This window comes from Pantoea sp. RIT-PI-b, from assembly GCF_001187905.1.
Taxonomy (GTDB): Bacteria; Pseudomonadota; Gammaproteobacteria; order Enterobacterales; family Enterobacteriaceae; genus Pantoea; species Pantoea nemavictus.
Window position 1 is genome coordinate 451,607 of the sequence record NZ_LGIS01000033.1, and the last position, 21,462, is coordinate 473,068.

Sequence of the window (21,462 nt, forward strand, 5' to 3'; positions counted from 1 at the left end):
CATTAATTAGGGTTAACCCTTCACCTGCATATTTTTTTGGAGTTATTTAATGCCAAATAATTATTTACTTTCGCGTCGGCATTTTCTGGGATATTCCGCTGCGGCGACGATGGCGGCAACCTTACCGGGAAGGGCGTTTGCCGAGGATCATATGGCGGGTATGCCGATGCCGGGCGATTTATTACAGGATGGCCCAGGTAAATGGGCGCTGGCAAAACCGACGCACGTGCGCCTTGCGGTCAATCTCAATGCCATTTGCCTCGCACCGGTTGTGGTGGCCGATCAGCATAACTTCTTCAAAGCACACAATCTGGAAGTGGAGTTCGTTAACTTCGGCAACTCAACCGAGCTGCTGCTGGAATCGATTGCCACCGGCAAAGCAGAAGCGGCGATTGGCATGGCGTTGCGCTGGCTCAAAGCGCTGGAGCAGGGCTTTGACGTTAAACTCACCGCCGGTACGCACGGCGGCTGTATGCGCCTGCTGGCGCGCGATGGCGGTCCAACCACGCTAGAGCAGTTGAAGGGCAAAACTATCGGTGTCACCGACATGGCTGGCGCAGATAAAAACTTCTTTTCGCTGATGCTGAAAAAGCACGGCGTCGATCCCAATAGCGATGTCGACTGGCGCGTGTTCCCGCAGGATTTGCTGCCAATGGTACTGGAGAAGGGCGAGATTCAGGCCGCCAGCGGCTCCGATCCGGTGATGTGGCGTTTGACACAGAAACCGGGCTATCGCGAGATTGGCACTAACTTAATGGACGAATACGCCAAACTGAGCTGCTGCGTGGTAGGCACGCGCGGCAGCCTGATTCGCGAGCAGCCAGAAGTGGCCGCCGCCATTACTCACGCCATTCTGCAGGCGCATGCCTATGCGGCGCAGCATCCGGAAGCGATTGGCAGCGAGTTTAACGGCCATGCGCTGAACACCACGCCACAAGAGATCGCCAGCGTGTTGAAAACCCATACGCATGGGCATTACTCGGTGGGCAATGCGTTTGTGAATGAGATCGACGTCTATGCACGGGATTTGAAGGCGATCAACGTGTTACGACCGGAGACCGATCCGTTGTTGTTTGCCAAAGGGATCACCAGTAACGTGCTGGCTTAATGGGTAAACCAGGTCGGCATGAATGCCGTAATGCTCGTCAGTTAAGCAGTGCACTGGTTCTGCGGGGGTTCCGCCCGCTAAGCCTATGGCAGTTTCAGAATGTGTGAAGCCGGCGGCCGGGCTAAGGTCCGAAGGCGCGGACCTTAGCAATCCGCGCCTGCGCCGTCCTCGCTGTTCCCTCGCTTATCACTCCGGCCTGACGGACCGCGCGGATTCGCCATCCCTGGCTCATGCCGCGCTTTCGCCGACGTCGTGTCGGCTCATCCTGGCCGTCACTCTGCGCTCGGCGCTGCGGATAGCGCCCAACACCGTCGCCTGTCATTACCGTATCTGGTTTGAAATTCTGCAGGCTGAAGGTTATGGGGCACGTGGTCGCCATGAATGGCGACCCTACAGGCGCTACAGCGATGATGATTCAGCAATAGGCATTGATGCTACAGCGCAGGTGTTGAGGCGACATCCCAGCCCGCTGAGCGAGAGAGGGATTCCAGGGCGAGCCGCAGGGATGCGGCGAGAGGCGGCGCTGAGCAGGAGCGAATCGCCGCCGGTCCGTCAGGAATCGCGATTGAGTGAAGGCACCGCGTAGCGGCGGGGTGGGGGGGGGGGGGGGCGGGGGGGGGAGAGGGCGGGGCCCGGACGCCCTCTTCTCGGGCGCCGCACGGCGTAGATGAAACTGCCTCAGCCGATGGCGAACGAAAGTCGCTCAGCGCTTAACTGATCGGCATTACGGCATGAATGCCGACCCTACGAGATTGTAGAGTGCGCAATCATGCGCACCTCGACGTCAGGCAATTTTTCTCGATGTCTGCACGGCGCTTGCCAGCTTGAGCGATTCGGCCGGCACCTGATGCGCAAACAGCTGGGTGGTCAGATAACTGCTGCCGCCATCTGCCAGCAACACCACAATGCGCTTGCCATGATTCTCCGGCCGCGCCGCCACCTGTTGCGCTGCCCACAGCACCGCACCGGATGAATCGCCCACCAGCACACCTTCGCTTAGCGCCAGCTGCCGTGCGGCGGCGTAAGCCTGCCAGGTCTCCACCGCGATCACCTCATCGTAAACGCGATGGTCGAGATTGGCGGGAATGCGCTCCGGCGTCTGATTACTGAAGGCATGAACGCCGGTGATCTCCAGCGGATCGGGACGCAGTTCGCTGGGCTGTGAGCCGACGCCCGGTTCCACCGCAATCACCTGCAAACCCGGATGCTGCTGTTTAAGGTAGCGCCCGGTACCGGATAGCGTGCCGCCGGTGCCAACCGCGGCGATAAAAATATCCAGCTCGCCTCCGCTGTCGCGCCAGATCTCCGGCCCGGTGGTGCGCTCGTGTACCGCCGGATTGGCGGGATTATCCAACTGCAGCAGGAAATGCACCTCCGGCTCTGCGGCGGTGACTTGCTCGGCCAGCCATTTAGTGGCGGCGACGAAATCGCCGTTGCTGGCATCGTAAAACGCTTTAAAACCTTCGATGGTGCTGAATGGCACTACTTCCGCACCGTAGGCCTGAATGATCTGGCTGCGTTCGATGCTGACAAAATCATTGATATAGACGCGAAATTTGTAGCCTTTGGCCGCGGCAATTGCCGCTAAGCCAATACCGGTATTACCGCTGGTGGTTTCTACCAGCGTATCGCCAGGCTGGATGATGCCGTTGCGTTCGGCAGCTTCAATCATGCTGAGGGCGATGCGATCTTTTACGCTGTGATTGGGGTTAAACAGCTCCAGCTTGGCGACCAAATCGGCCTGGATCGCCTGCTGCTGCGCATAACGCGTCAGACGCAACAGTGGCGTGTTGCCAATCAGTTCAGTGATAGAAGCAGAAATTTTTGCAGCCATAATCGACCTCGGCAATGGATGATTTGAACCGAATATCTGCGCGATAAATCGCGCCGCTACGAATGCATGCACATACCGTAGCGGCGCAATTTATTGCGCAATGTGTGTTGTTACCATTTCACCGCGCTGCGCTGCCACGACAGCAGCCGGTCGCGAACCAGGAACAGCAGGGAGATTAGCGAGGAGAACAGCAGCGCCATCACTATCAGCGCGGCATACATGTTGGCGTAGGCCGCCCAGCCTTGCGCCCACTGCAGATACCAACCCAGTCCGGATTTCACCCCCATCATCTCCGCTGCCACCAGCACAGAGAACGAGGCGCCCAGCCCCATAAACAGGCCGACAAACAGGTGCGGCAGCGCCGCAGGAACGGCTACACGCAGCACGAGAAACAGCGAATTAGCACCCAGCGTGCGCGCCACGTCGTAATAACGGGTATCAACGCTGGAGACGCCGGACCAGGTGAGCACCGTTACCGGGAACCAGGTGGCGAGCGCGATCAGGAATACCGCCGCAGAGAAGCTTGACGGGAAGAAGTAGAGCGACAGCGGCAGCAGCGCGGTAGAGGGAACCGGGCCAAGGAACCGCAGAATCGGATGTACCCAATATCCCAGCCCGCGCGACCAGCCAATCGCCACGCCCGTCACAAAGCCCACCACGCTGCCGTAGATAAAGCCGAAAGCCAGCAGGCGCAGCGAATTCAATACGCTATCGAGCAGGCGCGGCCAATCGGTGGCGTAGGCCTCCACCAGCGCACGCGGCGGGGCGAAAAACGGCGCTGGCAGCAGCGCCAGTTTGCCCGTCACGATTTCCCACAGACCGATCAACAGCGCCAGTACAATCAGCCACGGTCCGCTGCGCTTGAGCGGTGCCAGCAGCGTCAGGCGTGGAAACAGGCTGGAGGCGATGGCCAGCACGCTGAGCAACAGCGCAATGCCGGCAAACAGCTCATGTGTCTCATTTACAAAGCGCGGGGCGGCAAAACCCTGCGGCTTATCCGGCACCGCCACCATCAGCGCTACCAGCGCCCACCACAGCAGTAGCGCGCCCCACACCGCCGGTTGAATACGGCGCGGCTCGTCACGGTTGCGGGTAATCGTCAGGGTTTCACTGGCCATCATCGTCTCCTTAGCTCGACATATTGCTCATGTGCGCCATGTTGCTGGCGTGCTGATGGCCGGATTCCGCTGGCAGCAGCTCCGGCACATAGTGCTCGGCAAAGCGCTGCGCATCGGTATCCGGGCGGATCACATTGATCTTCTTCAACTCGTCGATGTACACCGCCACCTCTTTGCGCAGCTGCGCCCCGGTGGAATGGTGGCTATGGGTATGCTCTTTCAACATCGCGGCAATATCCTCAACCGCCACGGAGCCCGGCACAAACGGCTGGAAGATTTTCGCCGTCTCTTCCGGGTGCTCGGCGGTCCACTGCTGTGCATCGACGATCGCCTGCGTGATGGCGCGCGCGGTAGCTGGATCGTCACGCACCAGCGAGCCGCGCAGGCCCAGCACGCAGCAGGTAAGGTTGGCGTATTCGCCTTTTAGGTTGTTATCCACCTCCACCAGATCATGCTGCTTCTTCAGCAGCCAGCCCTGCGGGTCATCGGTGGCCAGCGCCTGTACTTCGCCTTTGCGCAGCGCTTCGCCAAACAGGTCGGGCGGATATTGCAGCCAGTTCACCTGCTTATCTGGATCGATGCCCTGTTTCGCCAGCTGGATGGCAAAGAAGTTGCGGATCGGGCTGGCCTGATCGCTGACCGCCACCGATTTACCCACCAAATCTTTCACATCACGAATACCGCTGTTTTGCGGCGCGAGCAAACGCATGCAGCCGCCGTGCGTGCCCACCGTAAGGTCAACATCAAAGCCTTGCTCCAGCGGCTTCAGCCAGCGCAGCGCCATACCGATACCGCCATCGGCTTGTCCGGTGGCAATCGCCTGCAGCAGCGCATCGGTTGGGCCGCTAAAGTTCACCGGTTCAACATTCAGGCCGTACTTTTTAAAGAAACCTTGCTTCAGCGCTACCGAAATCGGTGACTGACACACCGCCGTTTGTCCCCATGCCAGCTTGATAGTTTTGAGGGGTTTATCGTCGGCAAATACCCTGCTGCTCAGCAAAGGATTGACCGCAACACCGGCACTGAAAAGACCCAACCCGCGTAATAACGCGCGTCGGCTCAGAGAGAATTGTTGAAATGCCATCCTGTCTTCCTTGTAGATAAAGTTCACAGGCACTATGGCAAAGGTGCTAAGCGCGACCAAATAACAATCCCGCATGACAACATGCAATTTTTCATTATGAGTATTTGCGGATAAGTTTGCCGAAATGGCTATTTCGAGGTGTGGCATGTGCGGCTTATGCTTTATTTCTTAGCTTATTTTGCTGGAGCGGAAATATGTCCAATACCACGGCGGGCGTTAATATCGTGATTGAGAAAGTTAATCATCACTTTACGTTAGAAGGCGAAGATTTGCCGGTGCTGGAGAATATTAATCTGCAGGTGAAAGCCGGTGAATTTGTCGCGCTGTTGGGGCCTTCCGGCTGTGGCAAATCGACGCTGCTGCGTCTGCTGGCGGGGCTAGAACCGCCAGCTAGCGGCTTACTGGCGGAAGAGGGCAAGGCGATCACCGCGCCCGATCCGTCGCGCGTGGTGGTGTTTCAGGATCCGACGCTCTATCCGTGGCGCACGGTGTATGACAACGTCGGTCTCGGCCTGCAGATTCGCGGTGAAAGCCGTCCGGTGCGTGAACAGCGTATCAACGCGATGCTCGATCGCGTGGGGCTGAAACAGTTTGCGCGCGCCTGGCCGCATCAACTCTCCGGCGGCATGGCGCAGCGTGCGGCACTGGCGCGCGCGCTGGTTAACGTGCCGCGATTGCTGATCCTCGATGAACCGCTGGGTAAGCTTGATTCACTCACGCGGTTGCGCATGCAGCAGGAGATTGTTGACCTGTGGCAGGAGCAGCAGTTCACCACGCTGATGGTGACGCACGATGTGGAAGAGGCGCTGGTGATGGCTAATCGCGTGGTAGTGTTCAGCCCACGTCCGGCAAAAGTGGTGGATGTGATTGAGGTTGATCTGCCGTGGCCGCGTCGGCGTGACGATCCGCAGCTGGTGGCGCTGCGAAGCCGGATTCTGGATTTATTAGGAGCGGATCGCGTGGCAGCCTGATGGTGTTGCTTCAAGTCGCGACGACATATCGGTCAATATTTTCGTGGCAAACTAGAGCGTAGCAGCTGAATTAATACATCAGCCGCATCATGTAACTGCTTTAATGAGAATCCGCCGAACCCCAACATCAAACCTGGCCGCCCCCGTTTATCTGCATACATCGGCGAAACAGGACGAACGGCGATGCCTGCGGCCAATGACTTTGCAGCGATTTCCACATCATTGGCACTTTCATATAACCAGAGCAGAATATGCATTCCCTGATCGCTGGGCTGGATGACGCAGCCTAGTGATAGAGACGGTTTCAGTGCCGCCAGTAACGCTTTACGCCGCTCGGCGTAGAGCATGCGAATGCGGCGGATATGCGCTTCAAAATATCCCTCCTCCATATAGGCCGCGAGTACATGTTGTTCTGATGTAGGTGAATGTCGGTCAAGAATCGAGTGGATTCCAGTGAACGCTTCTATAAGATTATCCGGGGCAACAATATAGCCAAGCCGCAAAGAGGGAAAAAGGACCTTACTCAATGTCCCCAGATAGATAACCCGCGAAGAGCCGAGACTCTGCATGGCAGGAAATGGATGGCCAGCATAGCGAAGTTCGCTGTCGTAATCGTCCTCAACAATCCATGCGTTATTTTGCATAGCCCAGGCGACCAGAGCCTGGCGGCGCGCCATGCTCATTGGCATGCCTAAAGGATACTGGTGAGACGGCGTGACAAACGCTAACCGCGCGTCCGGGCAATTCACTGTTCCTCGTTCTATATTGAATCCTTCATCATCAACGGGAACGGCACAAACACGCATCCCGAGTTGTTCGAGTACGGCTGTTAATCCATGGTATGCGGGGTTTTCCGTAAGAACAGCATCACCCTGCGACAGCAAAACACTTCCAGCCATGAAGAGTCCCTGTTGAGCACCGGAAGTAATAATGATGTTTTCCATCGTGCATTTCACGGATCGTGCGCGACGTACATAGCCCGCAATTGCTGTACGTAATTCAGGTAATCCACGCGGGTCGGCGTAACCAGATGGCGCTGCACACGAGGAAGCTCGCACGCGATTACCCAACCTGCACCAGTTATCATCAGGAGCAACGCCGTTTGTTGGTAAAGCCACAGCGAATGGCAAAGGTTGTTGAGGTAGAAGGCTGCGTCCAATCTCAGCCAGACGGGAAACGGATGGCGGCAAAGGCGCCGCTAACTGATTTGATGTGGTTGAGTTAGCCGCAAACTTTGCGGGCAGCAGTTCCCTGATTTCAGAAGCTACCCGCGTTCCAGCGCCAACTTTTGTCTCCAGGAAGCCTTCTGCTTTCAGTTGATCAAATGCGTCCACCACTGTTCCTCTGGCAATGCCAAGCGATGAGGCCAGCGCTCGCGTGGAAGGCAACTCTTCAGCAGGTTTCAATTCACCCGTCGTTATCGCGTTTCGCAGACACTTAATGAGCTGTCGCCCAACGGCACCCGCGCTTACGTCAATCAACTTAAGGGAAGGTATTGCAATAGTAGTAGGACGTTTCGTCATAAAGTGGTCTAGTGGAAAGCATCAATAATGGACCTTAATTGTAGTCCGGTAAGAATTATACTCCAGCGATATTAACAACGGAGATGAGCTATAAACGATAAAAATCAAATTTTCCAGTCCCACACGCTTCCTGACAACTTACCTGCTCCGATTGATGATGGCGCAGCCAATCATCTAATCGGTCTGCGGATACCCTCAATTTCGCTGCGCTCGACCTCAGGTGAGCTGATCGATCTTTCCGCTTTGGAGGGTCGGATTGTCGTTTATGCCTATCCGATGACTGCAGTACCTGGCATCGCATTGCCATCGGGCTGGGATGAGATCCCCGGTGCACGAGGATGTAGCCCTCAAAATCTTTCATTCCAGGCAGAAAAGGATGTATTTGCTGCGCTTGGCGTCACCATCTTGGGATTGAGTACACAAACAACGGAATACCAACAAGAGATGACGGGTCGACTTGGCCTCTCTGTGCCAGTGCTGAGTGATTCAGATTTCAAATTCGCGGATGCGCTGCATTTACCCACGATGACAATTGAGGGCATGAGATTACTCAAACGATTGACCCTGATAATTAATAAGGGGACGATTGAAAAAGTTTTTTATCCCGTATTTCCAGCCGATCAGGCAGCAGCGCAGGTTATTGAGTGGCTGAACAAAAATACATTTCAGGAGTCCACTTCTGGTGTAGTGATCTATACCACTCAGCAGTGCCCATATTGTAAATCAGCTAAACAATTGCTCCAGGGAAAAAATATCGCTTTTACTGAAATCGATATTGAGCACGATCCGCAGGCGGCAAGTGTGATGATGATTCGCAGCAATGGCCGTCGCACGGTACCTCAGGTTTTCGTCGGCAGCACTCACCTTGGCGGGGCAGATGAGTTGCTAACGCTTGAGCGAAGAGGGCAATTAGATGCGATGCTAAAAGGAGCATGAATGAATAATACAGTTTTAATCGAAGAATATTAGGTAAGCCGCTATTACCTTTATGATAATAGCGGTGAAGACGCTGATTTGCCGCTCAGTTCTCCCCCGCTATTGGCAAAATGCGCCTCTTGAAGAGTGCTAATTCCTGCAAACGCTGAGAATATCGTCTTTCGCTTGATACTCGTTCGTCTGAACCCCGGTTAATCCCAGCATGGTTGAGAACAGATTATCCTGTGAATAACCGTTATGTGCCGCTTGCCGATCAACACAGGCTTTGCTCACGCCATAGCGCTGTTGATAGTCTGGCGACAGCCACATCAGCATCGGCACATGTTTCTGCACATCCGGCGCAATGGCATACGGCATACCGTGCAAATAGGCGCCATTTTCGCCTAACGACTCCCCGTGGTCGGAGAGGTAGATCAGGCTGGTGGTATATTCATCCTGATGCGCTTTAAGCACCTTAATTGCTTTGTCGACAATATAATCGCTATACAGAATGGTATTGTCGTAAGTGTTAACCAGCTGCTCTTGCGAACAATCCTGAATTTGATTGGTATCGCAGGTCGGAGTGAATTTTCTAAACTGTGGCGGATAACGATTGAAATATGTCGGTCCGTGGCTGCCAATAGTGTGCAATACGATCACGCCATTGCCTTTGAGATGTTTAATATAGTCCTCAATACCGTGGAATAACACCTCGTCATAACACTCACCGTCATGGCACATATTCGGCAGATTCAGGCTGGTCATATCCTGATGCGGGACACGATCGCAGGCGCCTTTACAGCCACCGTCGTTATCATTCCACAGCACCTGCACACCGGCACGCTGGATAATATCGAGCAAGCCTTCCTGATGATCGGCAAGCTGATCGTCATAATGGCTGCGCGGCATATTGGAGAACATGCACGGCAACGAAACCGCCGTGGCGGTGCCGCAGGACTGCGTGTTGGGAAAATAGGAAACCGCGTCCTTAGCCAGCAACGGCGTGGTTTCCCGTACATAACCATTTAGCTGAAAATTCACCGCGCGCGTGGTTTCACCCACCACCAAAATGGTGAGATTTTTCTTTGGTCCAATCAACATCGCGGGTTGTTGCTTTGCGTCTAAACCAATCTTCACCAGCGGCAAATTGGCGGTGCGGCTGTGGTTATACCAGAAGATCGACGCCACAATGGCGTTCGACGGACTGAGTGATTTAATCAGCTCTTTTTGATTACGAAATAGCGAGGCGTAATCTTTATAGAAAAACATGGCCACTAAGCAGATACAAATAATCGATACCAGCATCGACGCGGCGCGTTTAGCATAACTTTTCCACAATGGTGTTCCATTATTAATACGCAGCCAAAAAGCCAGCACGGCGACCAATAAGCCGCTGCAGCCCAACGTAATAATCAGTTTGGGTGACAATAACGCAAAGGATTCAGAAGCGGTGGTATCGAGAATATTCACGATCATCGAGCGGTCGATGACAATGCCGAAGCTCCAGATAAAATATTGAGCGGAAGCCGCCACCAATACGAATAACGCCAGAACAATGCGGTCGAGCCAGACCAATGAGGCAAGCGTTGCAATAATATTGATAACGCTAAATGCCACTAGCGGCATTGAGACGAACACCCACATCGTGCGCAGATTATCGAGTGGCATGGCGTCAATAACCTGACGGTAAAAGGCGATGTTCAGAAACAGTGCAATATAGATTGAAAACAGCGTAATAAAAGTCAGCCGACTTACCGTCGGTCTTTTAGGCAGCGAAAATGTCATGGGTTTATCCGAATAGGTGGAGAAGGCGAGAGCTTAATAAACCAAGGTTAAGTGAACCTTAATTAAGGCAAAGCATTGACGCTCGACTTAACAGACGGGCGTGCTACCAGGAGAACCAGACGGTAACAAAACTCACTACGGCAAATGCGCTGACAGCTACAGCCAGATATTCGCTAAACGGGCGGGACATCATCGATTTCATGGAAAATTTCCTCTTCAGTTGAGGCTATTTTCAGTGCTGAAGATTAAGCGATCCTTAGCGTGAGGCGAATAAATCCCTTTAAGAGCGATAGTGATCGGCAGCGACAGTTTATCGACCCTCATCGCCGCCTACTTAGCTTACCGCCGTTTATTCAACCTCGGGCAGCGCTAAAGTTCGGACTCAAATTGCCGTGGCGAACAGCAGTTCGCGCAACCAACGATGCCCAGCATCGCGGTGTGTGCGTTCGTGCCACGCTACGGTTTTAGTGAAGCCCTGAATCGCCAGCGGCGGTGCGCACACTTTTAAACCCGCGTGATGCTGCGCCAGACGACGTGGCACCACGCTAATCAGATCGCTGACGCGCAAAATTTCGGGCAACACCAGGAAACTGCATACCGAGAGCGTGACGCGTCGCGAACGTCCGATTGCCGCCAGGGCTTGATCGGTGACGCCGTGAAAATTGCCGCCGAGATACGAGACCAGCGCGTGATCCTGTGCACAGAAGTCGTCCAGCGTAAGGGTTTCCTGTTGCGCCAGCGGATGGTCATTGCGCATCAGGCACACATACTCTTCATCATATAACGCGCGGGCATGCAGGTCGGGCGGCGCGCTATCGGGCGTGATTAAGGCGATATCCACCGTTCCGCGTTCAAACTGCAGCGCTAACTGCTCATTATTCACCGGCAAAACCGCCACCCGTATGCCCGGTGCCTGCTGACGCAACGCCGCTATAAACGGCACAACCACCGCCCGCAGGGCGTAATCGGTGGCCGCGATATTGATGGTCATCTGTGCCGTTGCCGGATCAAACTGCTTTGGCTGCAGCAGCTCACTGACATCGGTCAAAATAGTTTTCACCGGCAGCGCCAGCTCCAGCGCGCGCAGCGTCGGCACAATACCGCGCTGGGTGCGGGTAAACAGCGGATCGTCAAAACATTCCCGTAAACGCGTCAACATGCCGCTGACGGCAGGCTGCGTGAGTGATAGACGCTCTGCCGCACGCGTGACGTTGCGCTCGTCCAGCAGGGCATCAAGCGCTTTCAATAAGTTGAGATCCAACGTACGCAAATCGGTTTTCATGTTAATTCACCAACAGCCGGGAAGGTGTGCAGCATAACCTTGTTCAGTTATCACGATAAGTAATATCAAAAATAAAAAATGGCGATTGGCCTTATTTCTTTCGCAGCGGAATACTGCATCCGTCCGCTACCGACGGCGGTGGCTCATCGAACAACATGAGAACGTATCAATGAAAATGAACGCGATTAACTGGCCGGAAGGCTTCGTACCCGGTTTTACTGACAATTACTGCTCGAATGAAGTGATCGTTGCTGGCCTGACCACCCGTGAAATCTGGCCGCTGCTCAGCACGCCGGCACTGTGGCCGACCTACTACAAGAACTCAGCGAACGCGCGTTTTTATGACAATAAAGGCCCGGAGCTGGCGCAGGGCGTGCGTTTTTACTTTGAAACCTTTGGCTTCCCGGTTGATGCATTGGTTACCGAGTTGATTGCGCCTGCTGCGGGCGAACCGGCGCGTGTTTCCTGGCACGGCTGGGCAGGCGAGCCGGGTAGCGATGATCGTCTGGACGTGCTGCATGCGTGGCTGATTGAAGATCTTTCCGATAACCGGGTGCGCATTCTTACCCAGGAAACGCAAAATGGAAAACCGGCTGTTGAGCTGGCAAAAGCGCAGCCTAATCCGATGATAAATGGTCATCAGGATTGGCTGGATGGTTTGGTCGCTGCGGCCAAAGCCCGTCAGTAATGTATTAAAGCCGATTAGACAGATTTGGAATCAGCATAATACTCAATTTGTAACGGCGCGATTTAACGCGTGTAGTTTAAGGGCGCGCAATAAATTACGCCGCTACGGTGAGTACAAACGTGGCGCAGCCTTTAAACAGTTGCGTCGAGCTTGCGATTAAACAACGTTGCGAATAAATAATAAGCGGCAGACATTAGGTGTGCTGCTTATTTGTACGTCACTTCGATGATTTTAAAATTATTTACGGTTTTGACAATTAGGGTGCCCAGTTGATAAGGCAACGTTTGTGTTTGTCTGTTGAATGCAATCGTGCGCACTTTGTTAATACCTTCGCGATTACAAGTAACTGACGTACGTTGTTGCAGCGTGGACGTGGTACAGGCGGGTTCAACAATGGCACCGCTGAAGTTAATCGTTCCACCCTCGGCCATCGCCGTTTGCAGCATCACAAGGCCTGACAATACAACCAGGATTTTTAACATATGACATCCTCCAAATACCTTTAAGGATTTTCGTCCTCGTATGGTTAAACTTTAGAGGATAAGAAATGGAGTTAAGAAAAATCTTGGTTTTATTTTGTAATTACATGAAGTACACAACCTTCAGGCTTGGAAGTCACTGCTGAAAGGTTAATGCCTCGCCTCATACATGCATTTAAAGGGAGAGGGATGTTGAGTATTCCCCGCGCAGCAGTCCAAACAGCCAGTCGTTATGCCACTCATTTCTCAGCCAGTAGCTTTCCCGCAGTTCTCCCTCCAATACGAAGCCAACTTTTTCCAGCAATCGACGTGAGGGCATATTGCCTGCGGTAACGGTTGCAGTAAGCCGCCGGATGCCGCCGTCCTTAAACGCATAGTCACACAGCGCGATTAGCGACTCATACGCATAGCCTTTGCCTTGCGCTTCGGGCGCGAACAGAAAGCCGACCTCGGCACAGTCGCTGTCGCGATGAATATAGCCGCTAACGCCGATGCGATTGCCCGACTGTTTTTCACGAACTATCAGGCAGAGCCAATGTTCGCTCTGGGGCGACCAAAGCGGCAATCTTGCTGAAAAATCTGTGAGAATTTTTTCTTCGGATTTTTGGTCCGCGACGTAGTGCATGACCTGTGGCGCTAGCTGTAGCTGGCGGTAGAAAGCCCAGTCGGCTTCCTCGAGCTGCGCGCAGGTGAGTCTGGTGGTTTCGAGATGCAATCGGCTGGTCAATGTTCACCTGCATAAATCCGACAAGGAGGATGAAGGTATTTTAGAACGCACGTAACGTAGCGGCGCAATTTATTGCGCAATATCTGGATGGGCACGGAGTCGCGACTAATACACGCGATAAATCGCGCCGCTACAAATATGTGCAATCATTCTGTAGCGGTGCAATAAATTGCGCTGATCTTTACTGCTGAAACCTTAACGCCACGCCAAACGCCTGTTCGGCACCGACAATAATCGCGGACTCCTCTTCGCGGAACGCTACATCGCCAAGCAGGAGGCTCGCTTTTACCTTGCGCAAATCGGTAGTGCGCAAGGTTAATCCGGCCATGCGCGCGCTGCCGTCGTAATCGAGCGGTAAACTGGCAAAGCGCTGGGTGACGTATTCCGCGGCGGCAAAGCGCACCGTCGCCACGCCCGCTTTCAACACAAACGCGCCCTCCTGACAGGCAGTGAGCTTATCGGCGCCAAACAAACGGCTGTAAGGCTGTGCGGCGGCGGCGGGATCTTGCGCCACCACCACAAACTCAACGATATCGCTTACGCCATTAGGATGGATGCGCCACGCGTCCTGCCACACCGAATCTGGCGTGTCGTGCTGGCAAAAGAAGCTGCGGCCATTGGCAACCAGCGACGGACGCAGCCGCACCGTGCGGAAACGCGCTTCCTGCTCGCTGCCATCCGGCAAGGTCACCGGACGGAAAAAGCTCGCCGGTTGATCGCCGTCGATATCCTGGCTCTCCAGATAGCGCCACACCGCATCGGCATCTTCGGTTTTCCACACCAAACCGCTCAGGCCAATCGGCGACTGCCACAAATCCTGGCGCAGATTGCCGCGCCCGGCTTCAAAACCTAATAACTCCAGATAGTTATCACCGAAGATTGCCAGGTGATTGCTGGAACCGAGCGAATGGTGGCCGCGCTCGGTAAGCTGAAAACCCAGGCGACGAAACAGCGCGCTGGCGTCGTCTAGCTGGTCAGCAACATTGATCACCACATGGTCGAGACGTGGAACCGGTACAGGAATCGCCATCGCTTTTCTCCTTGCTCTTAGGGTCACGATGCCAGCGCCTGTTGTTGGCGCAGCGTCAGCAGCGCGCGCTGCGCCAGCTCGGTGAAGTAATGCACCGCTGGTTCCAGCATCGCTTCATCCGGATCGAAACCGGCGTGATGCAGGCCAAACTCACTGGCGCTGCCAATGCTGACGAAAGCGCCTGGCAGCTGCTGCAGGTAAAAGGCAAAGTCTTCGCCGCCCATTTGCGGCGTGCCGACTTGCGTTTCATAGCCCTGATCGGCAGCCAAATCCAGCGCGAAATCGGCCCATTCTGGCGTGTTGACCAGCGATGGCGGACCTTCCTGCCACACTAGCTCAACCTGCGCGCCAAATCCGGCGGCAATACCGTTAATCAGCGCCGTCATTTTCTGCGGGATTTGTGCCCGTATCTCAGCGTTGTGGGTGCGCACCGTACCTTCCAGCTCCACCGTTTGCGGCAACACATTCCAGCTATTTCCCGCCGTGAAGCGCGTTACGCTAACCACCACCGATTCCAGCGAGCTGAACACGCGGCTCGGCAGCGTTTGCAGCGCGGTGACGATGTGGCTGCCAATCACAATGCTATCGATACCTTCATGCGGTCGCGCGGCGTGCGCACCTTTACCGGTGATATTGAGTTGGAAACGATCGACGTTGGCGTAATAAGCGCCACCGCGCGTGCGCAGCGTGCCGGTGGGCAGATCCGGCGCGTTATGCAGGCCAAAAATCGCCTGCACATCGTTAAGTGCGCCTGCCGCCAGCAGCTGTTTCGCGCCGGTGAAAATCTCTTCCGCGGGCTGGAACAGAATGCGCACGCGGCCAGGCAATTGGGCTTCGATGCGTTTTAGCTGCTGTGCCACGCCGAGCATTACGCTGCTGTGCAGATCGTGGCCGCAGGCGTGCATCACGCCCGGCTGCTGCGAGCGCCATGGTTGGTCGGTTTGCTCATCGATCGGCAGGGCATCGATATCGGCCCGCAGCGCGATCAGCGGTTCGCCTTGACCAATTTCAGCGACCAGCCCGGTTTTCAGCGCCAGCGGCAGCAGCTTAACGTTGAGTTGTTGCAGCCAGCGCGTTAGCCGCTCGGTGGTGGCAAATTCCTGATCCGACAGTTCGGGATGCTGATGCAGCTCGCGTCGCCAGCGTACCAGCTGTTGAGGGGAAAGATCGGTCATGGTCATCCTTGGGTTTGTGCAGGTAAGAAAGGTTCGCCGAGCGTCAGCATCAGGCGGTTCGCCCAGGCAAAGAAGGCGGCGGATTGAATCAGATCCAGCAATTCCAGCGTGCTGAATCCCTGATCGCGCAGCGCTTGCAGCTGCTTCAAGCTGGTGGCAGCGGGGGTGATCGATAAGGTCGCCACCAGATCGATCTGTGCCGCCCAGCGCGCCGATTGTCCGTGCGACAATTCGGCACCCGGCGCAACATTCAGCAACTTCTGTACCGCCGGTTCATCTTTCGACAGCTGGCTGGCTTTGCGCGCGTGGACCGAGGCGCAGTAAATGCAGCCGTTAACCTTGCTTACCACCGTGGCGGCGAGTTCGCGTTCCGCGCGCGAAAGTCCACCCGCGGTATAGAAGATGCCTTTATCGGTGAGCGTGCGCTGCTCCAGCAGCGGCTGGTTGCGTCCCAACAGGCGGAAGTAATCGGAATCGCTGTGGCCGAATTTCGCCAGCGTGGCCTGCTCGTCAGCGCTAAATTCATTGAGCGGTTTAGCCGCCAGCCACGGCTCCCAGCCGAGTTCCTGCTGGGTAAAGGCGGTGAGGGCGGTTTTGCCGCTCAGGGTTAACGGCGCATCGTGCCACTTTCCGGCCACCGCATGCGGCTGCGCAGCCGTCTCTTCGCCGCTGAGTAAACGCAAACCGAGCAGCAAACGACTCTGGAAGCTGACAAACGCAATCAGCTGCGCCAGCGTGACGATACCGCGCGGCGACCAGCCGGCATGTTGCAGCGTCTCGATGTGCTGCGGCGCGGCCTCCACCGGATGCAGACTGAGCAGTTCAGCAAACGCTAAACCCGCGTCAAAGCGTGCGTTTTGCGCTGGCGGTTGCGCCTGCTGCTGATAATGCGCCTGCAGCGCGGTTACCCCGTGCCAGGCCGCGACCTGTGCGGCGAGCGCAAAGCGTTCGGCTAACGGGAAATCCTCATCATCTTGCGTAAACAGCACCTCGTAGCTGCCTTGCGTATGCTGCGTGGCGGCGGCGCGTTCAGCACGGGCTTGCGCCAGTTCGGATGCGGGATCGATATCGGCCAGCGCATTAAGTAAATCAAACGGTTGAGACATACAATTCTCCAGTTAAAGCATCAGTAGGGTCGCCATTTAGTAACGTGCTGGCTGTCCCCCACCTCGGTCCACCCCCATAAATGGGGGTGGAAGATGCTGCTATATGTGAGTTGGGAGCTGCATGTGGCAGCGTCTCCTTCCCCCGCTTGCGGGGGAAGGCCGGGATGGGGGACAGCAAGCACCTCCTAATGTTACCCATCATCCCGGTTTGTACCTTTATGGTGACCGCACCGACTTAGCCACGCAGCGCGGGCGCGATGTGGTCGGCAATTAACTCTATGGAACGCAAAATGTCGGCGTGCGGCGGATCGATGGAGTGCACCTGGAAGCTGATATCGGTGACGCGTTGCAACACGCTATCGGCCAGCAGCGATTGCCGCACCCGATCGGCATCACCAAAGTGTGCGTCCAGCTGACGCGCCTGCTCGTCAAGCGTATGGCCAACTACATGTCCTGACTCGCGGAAATGAGCGGCCTGGCGCTGTAAACCGGGCTCGGCAAGACGGCGCGCGTAGTCATTGGAGTCAGCGACAAAAGCGGTGCGCGACGCCAGAATGCGCGGTGCGATGCCAGGCGGTAACGCCGCCAGATAGGCGTCGATCATCGGGTTCTGCATCTGATCGAGCGTTAAATCAGGTTGACCCGCCGGGCGCGGCTGGGTGCGCGACAGCATCAAACCGTGGCCCGCCTGGCCCGCGCGTGCCGCACCCTCTACCGAGAAGGTGGCGATCCACACGCGCTGCGCCAACGTCGGCGCGGCAGGATAGAGATGATTATCCGGATGTCCCAGCGTATCGCCGCGCCATGCGCTAAGCAGCTGATGCAGATGATCGGCAAACACGCTGGCGCGTTGATCGATGGTGATACCGAACGGCAGAAACGAAGTGGCGGTGCCGCCCGATCCTAAACCGACCTCCAGCCGTCCGTTACTCAGCAAATCCAGTACTGCAGCATCTTCAGCCACCCGCAGCGCGTTCTCCATCGCCAGCGTGATGATGCCGGTGCCGAGGCGAATGGTGCGGGTATGCGCGGCAACGTGTGCCAGGAACAGCAGCGGCGACGGCAAGCCGCCCTCTTTTTCATGAAAGTGGTGCTGAGCGATCCACGCACTGTCAAAACCGGTACGCTCGGCGTGCTGAATCTGTTCGGTGGCCAGGCGATAGCGCTGTTGCGCGCTGGTGTCATCCAGCAGGCGGGTGAAAAAGCCAATGCGTTTACGCGTCATGCAGACTCCTTAATCAGCGGACGGAAAGCGGGAATCGCGTCAATCAGCGCGCGGGTATAGGCATGCTGAGGCGCAGAAAATAGCGTGACGGTGTCACCTTGCTCCACCACTTCACCGGCGCGCAGCACGGTGACGCTGTGCGCAATGCGGCGCACGGTGGCGAGATCGTGGGTGATAAACAGGTAGGTGAGGCCGAGTTCGCGTTGCAGTTGCTGCAGTAGTTGCAGAATCTGCGCCTGTACCGTGACATCCAGCGCTGAGGTGGCTTCGTCCAGCACCAGAATCGCCGGCTGCAGAATCAGGGCGCGGGCAATCGCCACACGCTGCCGCTGGCCGCCGGACAACTCGCGCGGTTTGCGCGTCAATAACTCGAGCGGCAAGGCGACGCGTTGCGCCACCGCTTCGACGCGCTGACGACGCGCTTCGCGGCTGAGTTTTTCAAAGTTAAGCAGCGGCTCTTCAATAATGGCGAACAGCGTCTGACGCGGATCGAGCGAAGCAAATGGGTTCTGATAAACGAACTGAATCTTGCGGCGCAGCTGGCGCTGGGCTTCACCGCGCAACGCGGTGGCATCGATGCCGTCGATCACTACGCGTCCGCTATCGGCCTGCTCAAATCCCAGCAGAATGCGCGCCAGCGTGGTTTTACCGGAACCGGATTCGCCGACCAGCGCGTGCGTGGTGCCGCGCGCCACGGTGACGCATACTTCTTTGGCCACCTGCAGCTGCTGCTGGCGACCGAGAGAGAACTGTTTGTTGATGCCGGAGAGCTGAATCGCCGGTGATGAGAAGTTGGCACGGGCAGGAACGGCCAGCGCGGCTTCACCGGCATCGGCATCCTGCAGCAGCTGTCGCGTGTAGGGATGCTGCGGCGCGTTGATCACCTGCGCCGCCGGACCTTGCTCTTGCACTTCGCCGTGACGGAACACCAGCAAACGATCGGCGCGTTCTGCCGCCAGCGCTAAATCGTGCGTGACAAACAGCACCGCGGTGCCGGATTCGCGGCGCAGCACGTCCAGCAGATCAAGGATGCGCTTTTGCACCGTCACATCCAGCGCGCTGGTCGGTTCATCGGCGATGATGATTTGTGGGCGCAGGGCGAGGGCGATAGCAATCAGCACCCGCTGTTTCATACCGCCAGAGAGTTGATGCGGATACTGCTTCAGGCGTTGCTCCGGATGGCTCAAACCCACTTTTTGCAACAGCTCCAGCACGCGCTGCTGGCGCTCGGCTTTGCTGATTTTCAGGTGCAGCTGCAGCATTTCACCCACCTGATCGCCGATGGTTTTCACCGGATTGAGCGAGTTGCCCGGATCCTGTGGCACTAAGCTGATGCTGACGCCGCGCAGGCTATCGAGCCGTTTTGACGACCAACCGGCGATATCGGTGCCGTTCAGCACAATCTTGCCGCTATCACGGCGGCCGTTTTCCGCCATCAAACCGATGATCGCCTGCGCGGTGGTGGTTTTACCGGAACCGGATTCCCCCACCAGTGCCACCATTTCACCGGGCTGTAATTCGAAACTGACGTTGTGTACCACCGCGCGCCACTCGCCGCGCTGGCGATAGCTCAGGGTTAAATTCTCAATGGCTAATAGCGCGCTCATGCGTCACCTCCGGCCAGTTGACGGCTGATGCGATTGGCGGCCAGCACGACGGCGACCACCACGATGCCGGGGAAGGTCGTGAGCCACCAGGCGGTGGCCAGATAGTTGCGGCCTTCGGCGATCAGCAAACCCCATTCTGGCGTTGGCGGCGGCGTGCCGTAGCCGAGAAAACTGAGCGTTGATAACGCCAGAATCGCCTGACCAAACTGCAGGGCGGCGAAGGCGATCACCGCCGTGAGCGAGTTGGGCAAAATATGGCGCCACAGCACGCGCCAGAAACTGCCGCCGCTGCCGTAAGCGGCTTCGACGAATTCACTGCGGCGCACGCGCACCACTTCACCGCGCGCCAGGCGGGCAAAGCTGGCAATCGACGCGATGCCCACCGCCAGTGCGGCGTGCACGGTGCCGAAGCCGAGCAGGATCAGAATGCTCAGTGACAGCAGCAGCGACGGAATCGACAGCAGCACATCGACTACGCGCATCAGCCAGTTCTCGCTGCCCCCGCCAATCGCGCCCGCCAGCACGCCGAGCGTGGTGCCGCCAATCAGGCCCATCGCGACGGCGGCGACGGCGGCCGACAGCGACTGTGACGAACCATAAATAATGCGCGCATAGAGATCGCGGCCCAGCTGATCGGTACCGAGCCAGTAAGCAGCCTGCGGCGGCAGACGCTGCGCGCCGGGCACGCCTTCGGTTGGGCTGAAATGGGTAAACAAACTGGGTGCAAAGGCCGCCAGCAGCGCCAGTAGCATCACGCCCCACGCCAGCCATAAACCCGGCTGGATATGTAGCGCGCGCGACGCCCGGGCCTTGCCGTTGCTCTGACGCGCAGTTGAGTAATCGACCAGGCTCATCGGTGGCCTCCGGCAATGGATTGCAGACGCGGATCGAACAGCGGCATCAGCGCATCGACCAACAGGTTAATCAGCACAAAGGCCAGCGCAGAGATCATCACCACCGCTTGTAACACCGCGACATCCTGATTATTCACCGCCTGCTGCGTCAGCTGTCCGATGCCGCTCAAACCAAATACGGTTTCGGTAATCAGCGCACCGGCAATCAGTTCGCCGAGCAGTAAACCGGCGACGTTGAGTACCGGCAGCAGCGCATTGCGCATCACGTGATGCCACAATACGTGGCTTTCACTGGCGCCTTTAGCGCGTGCCACCGCCACAAACGGCTGGGTGGAAACCTGATCGATACTGCGTAACAGAATCTGCGCCAGCGGCGCGGAGATCGGAATCGCCACGGTAATCACCGGCAGGATCAAGCCTTGTAGCGCTGAAGGGTTGATTACCGGAATCCAGCGCAGCTGGAAGGAGAACAGCTGAATCAGCGCGATGCCGAGCCAAAAGGTGGGCAGCGAAATAAACAGCGCGGGCACCGATTGCAGCACGGAACGCAGGAAGCGCAGCCCCGGCAAACGCGACAGCGCCGCCAATGCAAAGGCAATCAGCGTGGCGAGCGCAAAACCGAGCAGCGCCAGTTGCAGCGTGGCGGGCAGGTTGCTAACCAGCTGTTCGCTGACCGGCACGCCCGCCTGCACCGAGTAACCAAAATCGCCGCGCAGCATCGCCAGCAGCGTGTGCACGTACTGCTGCCAGAGCGGATTATCCGCGCCGTAAGCCAGTCGCATTTCGGCGATTTGATCCGGGCTGAGGCCCAGATCCGGGTTCTGAAACTTGATCAGCACCGCATCGCCGGGCAGCACCTGCAGCAGAAAGAACGACAGGGTAAACGCGGCCCACAGCACCAAAACGCTTTGACCCACTCTTCGCAGCAGTGAACGTTGCATCATTGACCTG

At 56.6% G+C, this 21,462-nt stretch carries 19 protein-coding genes; 4 read left to right on the forward strand and 15 right to left on the reverse strand.

What is annotated here, in order from left to right:
• Window positions 1–49: 49 nt before the first annotated feature.
• On the forward strand, window positions 50–1,108 hold the full coding sequence (locus AC790_RS22890) for an ABC transporter substrate-binding protein (RefSeq protein WP_049853333.1): 1,059 nt from the start codon (window positions 50–52) through the stop codon (window positions 1,106–1,108).
• Window positions 1,109–1,892: 784 nt separating this feature from the next.
• On the opposite strand, the gene AC790_RS22895 is transcribed toward AC790_RS22890, so the two are convergent.
• The 3 genes from AC790_RS22895 to AC790_RS22905 all read right to left on the reverse strand — a co-directional run bounded on the left by AC790_RS22895 (window position 1,893) and on the right by AC790_RS22905 (window position 5,144).
• A complete protein-coding gene (locus AC790_RS22895) occupies window positions 1,893–2,942 on the reverse strand; it encodes a PLP-dependent cysteine synthase family protein (protein WP_049853334.1) in 1,050 nt (349 codons plus the stop codon).
• A 110-nt stretch (window positions 2,943–3,052) separates the two neighbouring features.
• Window positions 3,053–4,060, reverse strand: coding sequence for an ABC transporter permease (locus AC790_RS22900; protein WP_152929155.1), 1,008 nt, complete (start codon window positions 4,058–4,060; stop codon window positions 3,053–3,055).
• Window positions 4,061–4,070: 10 nt separating this feature from the next.
• Window positions 4,071–5,144 carry an ABC transporter substrate-binding protein gene (locus tag AC790_RS22905; RefSeq protein ID WP_049853336.1) on the reverse strand — a complete coding sequence of 358 codons (1,074 nt, stop codon included), beginning with the start codon at window positions 5,142–5,144 and terminating at the stop codon, window positions 4,071–4,073.
• Between the two features lie 194 nt (window positions 5,145–5,338).
• Between AC790_RS22905 and AC790_RS22910 the strand changes: the two genes are divergently transcribed.
• Entirely contained in the window at window positions 5,339–6,115 is a 777-nt protein-coding gene (locus AC790_RS22910; protein ID WP_049853337.1) for an ABC transporter ATP-binding protein, read from the forward strand.
• A 32-nt stretch (window positions 6,116–6,147) separates the two neighbouring features.
• Here the strand turns inward: AC790_RS22910 and AC790_RS22915 are convergent, their stop codons facing one another.
• Window positions 6,148–7,638: a PLP-dependent aminotransferase family protein gene (locus AC790_RS22915; RefSeq protein ID WP_049853338.1), complete on the reverse strand. Its 1,491-nt coding sequence runs from the start codon at window positions 7,636–7,638 to the stop codon at window positions 6,148–6,150.
• A 198-nt stretch (window positions 7,639–7,836) separates the two neighbouring features.
• On the opposite strand from AC790_RS22915, the gene grxC reads away from it, so the two are divergent.
• On the forward strand, window positions 7,837–8,574 hold the full coding sequence (gene grxC, locus AC790_RS25225) for a glutaredoxin 3 (RefSeq protein ID WP_255351281.1): 738 nt from the start codon (window positions 7,837–7,839) through the stop codon (window positions 8,572–8,574).
• A 129-nt stretch (window positions 8,575–8,703) separates the two neighbouring features.
• Here the strand turns inward: grxC and eptA are convergent, their stop codons facing one another.
• Both eptA and AC790_RS22930 read right to left on the reverse strand, forming a co-directional pair.
• Window positions 8,704–10,338, reverse strand: coding sequence for a phosphoethanolamine transferase EptA (eptA, locus tag AC790_RS22925; protein ID WP_049853339.1), 1,635 nt, complete (start codon window positions 10,336–10,338; stop codon window positions 8,704–8,706).
• Between the two features lie 382 nt (window positions 10,339–10,720).
• Window positions 10,721–11,620: a LysR family transcriptional regulator gene (locus AC790_RS22930; protein ID WP_049853340.1), complete on the reverse strand. Its 900-nt coding sequence runs from the start codon at window positions 11,618–11,620 to the stop codon at window positions 10,721–10,723.
• Window positions 11,621–11,795: 175 nt separating this feature from the next.
• Between AC790_RS22930 and AC790_RS22935 the strand changes: the two genes are divergently transcribed.
• Window positions 11,796–12,308: a polyketide cyclase gene (locus tag AC790_RS22935; protein WP_049853470.1), complete on the forward strand. Its 513-nt coding sequence runs from the start codon at window positions 11,796–11,798 to the stop codon at window positions 12,306–12,308.
• A 206-nt stretch (window positions 12,309–12,514) separates the two neighbouring features.
• Here the strand turns inward: AC790_RS22935 and AC790_RS22940 are convergent, their stop codons facing one another.
• From AC790_RS22940 to AC790_RS22980, 9 genes are all read right to left on the reverse strand, one after another.
• Entirely contained in the window at window positions 12,515–12,790 is a 276-nt protein-coding gene (locus AC790_RS22940; RefSeq protein ID WP_049853341.1) for a hypothetical protein, read from the reverse strand.
• A 172-nt stretch (window positions 12,791–12,962) separates the two neighbouring features.
• Entirely contained in the window at window positions 12,963–13,514 is a 552-nt protein-coding gene (locus AC790_RS22945; protein WP_049853342.1) for a GNAT family N-acetyltransferase, read from the reverse strand.
• A 181-nt stretch (window positions 13,515–13,695) separates the two neighbouring features.
• Window positions 13,696–14,544 carry a VOC family protein gene (locus AC790_RS22950; protein ID WP_049853343.1) on the reverse strand — a complete coding sequence of 283 codons (849 nt, stop codon included), beginning with the start codon at window positions 14,542–14,544 and terminating at the stop codon, window positions 13,696–13,698.
• A gap of 23 nt (window positions 14,545–14,567) precedes the next feature.
• Window positions 14,568–15,719, reverse strand: a complete 1,152-nt coding sequence (locus AC790_RS22955; RefSeq protein ID WP_049853344.1) for an amidohydrolase — start codon at window positions 15,717–15,719, stop codon at window positions 14,568–14,570.
• Between the two features lie 2 nt (window positions 15,720–15,721).
• Window positions 15,722–16,825, reverse strand: coding sequence for an alkylhydroperoxidase domain protein (locus AC790_RS22960; RefSeq protein WP_049853345.1), 1,104 nt, complete (start codon window positions 16,823–16,825; stop codon window positions 15,722–15,724).
• A 235-nt stretch (window positions 16,826–17,060) separates the two neighbouring features.
• Window positions 17,061–18,050 (reverse strand): putative FMN-dependent luciferase-like monooxygenase, encoded by a 990-nt coding sequence (locus AC790_RS22965; RefSeq protein WP_009128485.1) that lies wholly within the window; start codon window positions 18,048–18,050, stop codon window positions 17,061–17,063.
• Window positions 18,047–19,657: an ABC transporter ATP-binding protein gene (locus tag AC790_RS22970; RefSeq protein ID WP_049853346.1), complete on the reverse strand. Its 1,611-nt coding sequence runs from the start codon at window positions 19,655–19,657 to the stop codon at window positions 18,047–18,049. Before AC790_RS22970 ends, AC790_RS22965 begins: the two co-directional genes overlap by 4 nt.
• Window positions 19,654–20,511, reverse strand: coding sequence for an ABC transporter permease (locus AC790_RS22975; protein WP_049853347.1), 858 nt, complete (start codon window positions 20,509–20,511; stop codon window positions 19,654–19,656). Before AC790_RS22975 ends, AC790_RS22970 begins: the two co-directional genes overlap by 4 nt.
• Entirely contained in the window at window positions 20,508–21,452 is a 945-nt protein-coding gene (locus AC790_RS22980) for an ABC transporter permease (RefSeq protein WP_036621453.1), read from the reverse strand. Before AC790_RS22980 ends, AC790_RS22975 begins: the two co-directional genes overlap by 4 nt.
• Between the last annotated feature and the right edge of the window lie 10 nt (window positions 21,453–21,462).

Coding starts and splice junctions, on each gene's coding strand:
- AC790_RS22890 (WP_049853333.1), top strand. CDS start 50: ATGCCAAATAATTATTTACTTTCGCGTCGGCATTTTCTGGGATATTCC.
- AC790_RS22895 (WP_049853334.1), bottom strand. CDS start 2,942: ATGGCTGCAAAAATTTCTGCTTCTATCACTGAACTGATTGGCAACACG.
- AC790_RS22900 (WP_152929155.1), bottom strand. CDS start 4,060: ATGGCCAGTGAAACCCTGACGATTACCCGCAACCGTGACGAGCCGCGC.
- AC790_RS22905 (WP_049853336.1), bottom strand. CDS start 5,144: ATGGCATTTCAACAATTCTCTCTGAGCCGACGCGCGTTATTACGCGGG.
- AC790_RS22910 (WP_049853337.1), top strand. CDS start 5,339: ATGTCCAATACCACGGCGGGCGTTAATATCGTGATTGAGAAAGTTAAT.
- AC790_RS22915 (WP_049853338.1), bottom strand. CDS start 7,638: ATGACGAAACGTCCTACTACTATTGCAATACCTTCCCTTAAGTTGATT.
- eptA (WP_049853339.1), bottom strand. CDS start 10,338: ATGACATTTTCGCTGCCTAAAAGACCGACGGTAAGTCGGCTGACTTTT.
- AC790_RS22930 (WP_049853340.1), bottom strand. CDS start 11,620: ATGAAAACCGATTTGCGTACGTTGGATCTCAACTTATTGAAAGCGCTT.
- AC790_RS22935 (WP_049853470.1), top strand. CDS start 11,796: ATGAACGCGATTAACTGGCCGGAAGGCTTCGTACCCGGTTTTACTGAC.
- AC790_RS22940 (WP_049853341.1), bottom strand. CDS start 12,790: ATGTTAAAAATCCTGGTTGTATTGTCAGGCCTTGTGATGCTGCAAACG.
- AC790_RS22950 (WP_049853343.1), bottom strand. CDS start 14,544: ATGGCGATTCCTGTACCGGTTCCACGTCTCGACCATGTGGTGATCAAT.
- AC790_RS22955 (WP_049853344.1), bottom strand. CDS start 15,719: ATGACCGATCTTTCCCCTCAACAGCTGGTACGCTGGCGACGCGAGCTG.
- AC790_RS22960 (WP_049853345.1), bottom strand. CDS start 16,825: ATGTCTCAACCGTTTGATTTACTTAATGCGCTGGCCGATATCGATCCC.
- AC790_RS22965 (WP_009128485.1), bottom strand. CDS start 18,050: ATGACGCGTAAACGCATTGGCTTTTTCACCCGCCTGCTGGATGACACC.
- AC790_RS22970 (WP_049853346.1), bottom strand. CDS start 19,657: ATGAGCGCGCTATTAGCCATTGAGAATTTAACCCTGAGCTATCGCCAG.
- AC790_RS22975 (WP_049853347.1), bottom strand. CDS start 20,511: ATGAGCCTGGTCGATTACTCAACTGCGCGTCAGAGCAACGGCAAGGCC.
- AC790_RS22980 (WP_036621453.1), bottom strand. CDS start 21,452: ATGCAACGTTCACTGCTGCGAAGAGTGGGTCAAAGCGTTTTGGTGCTG.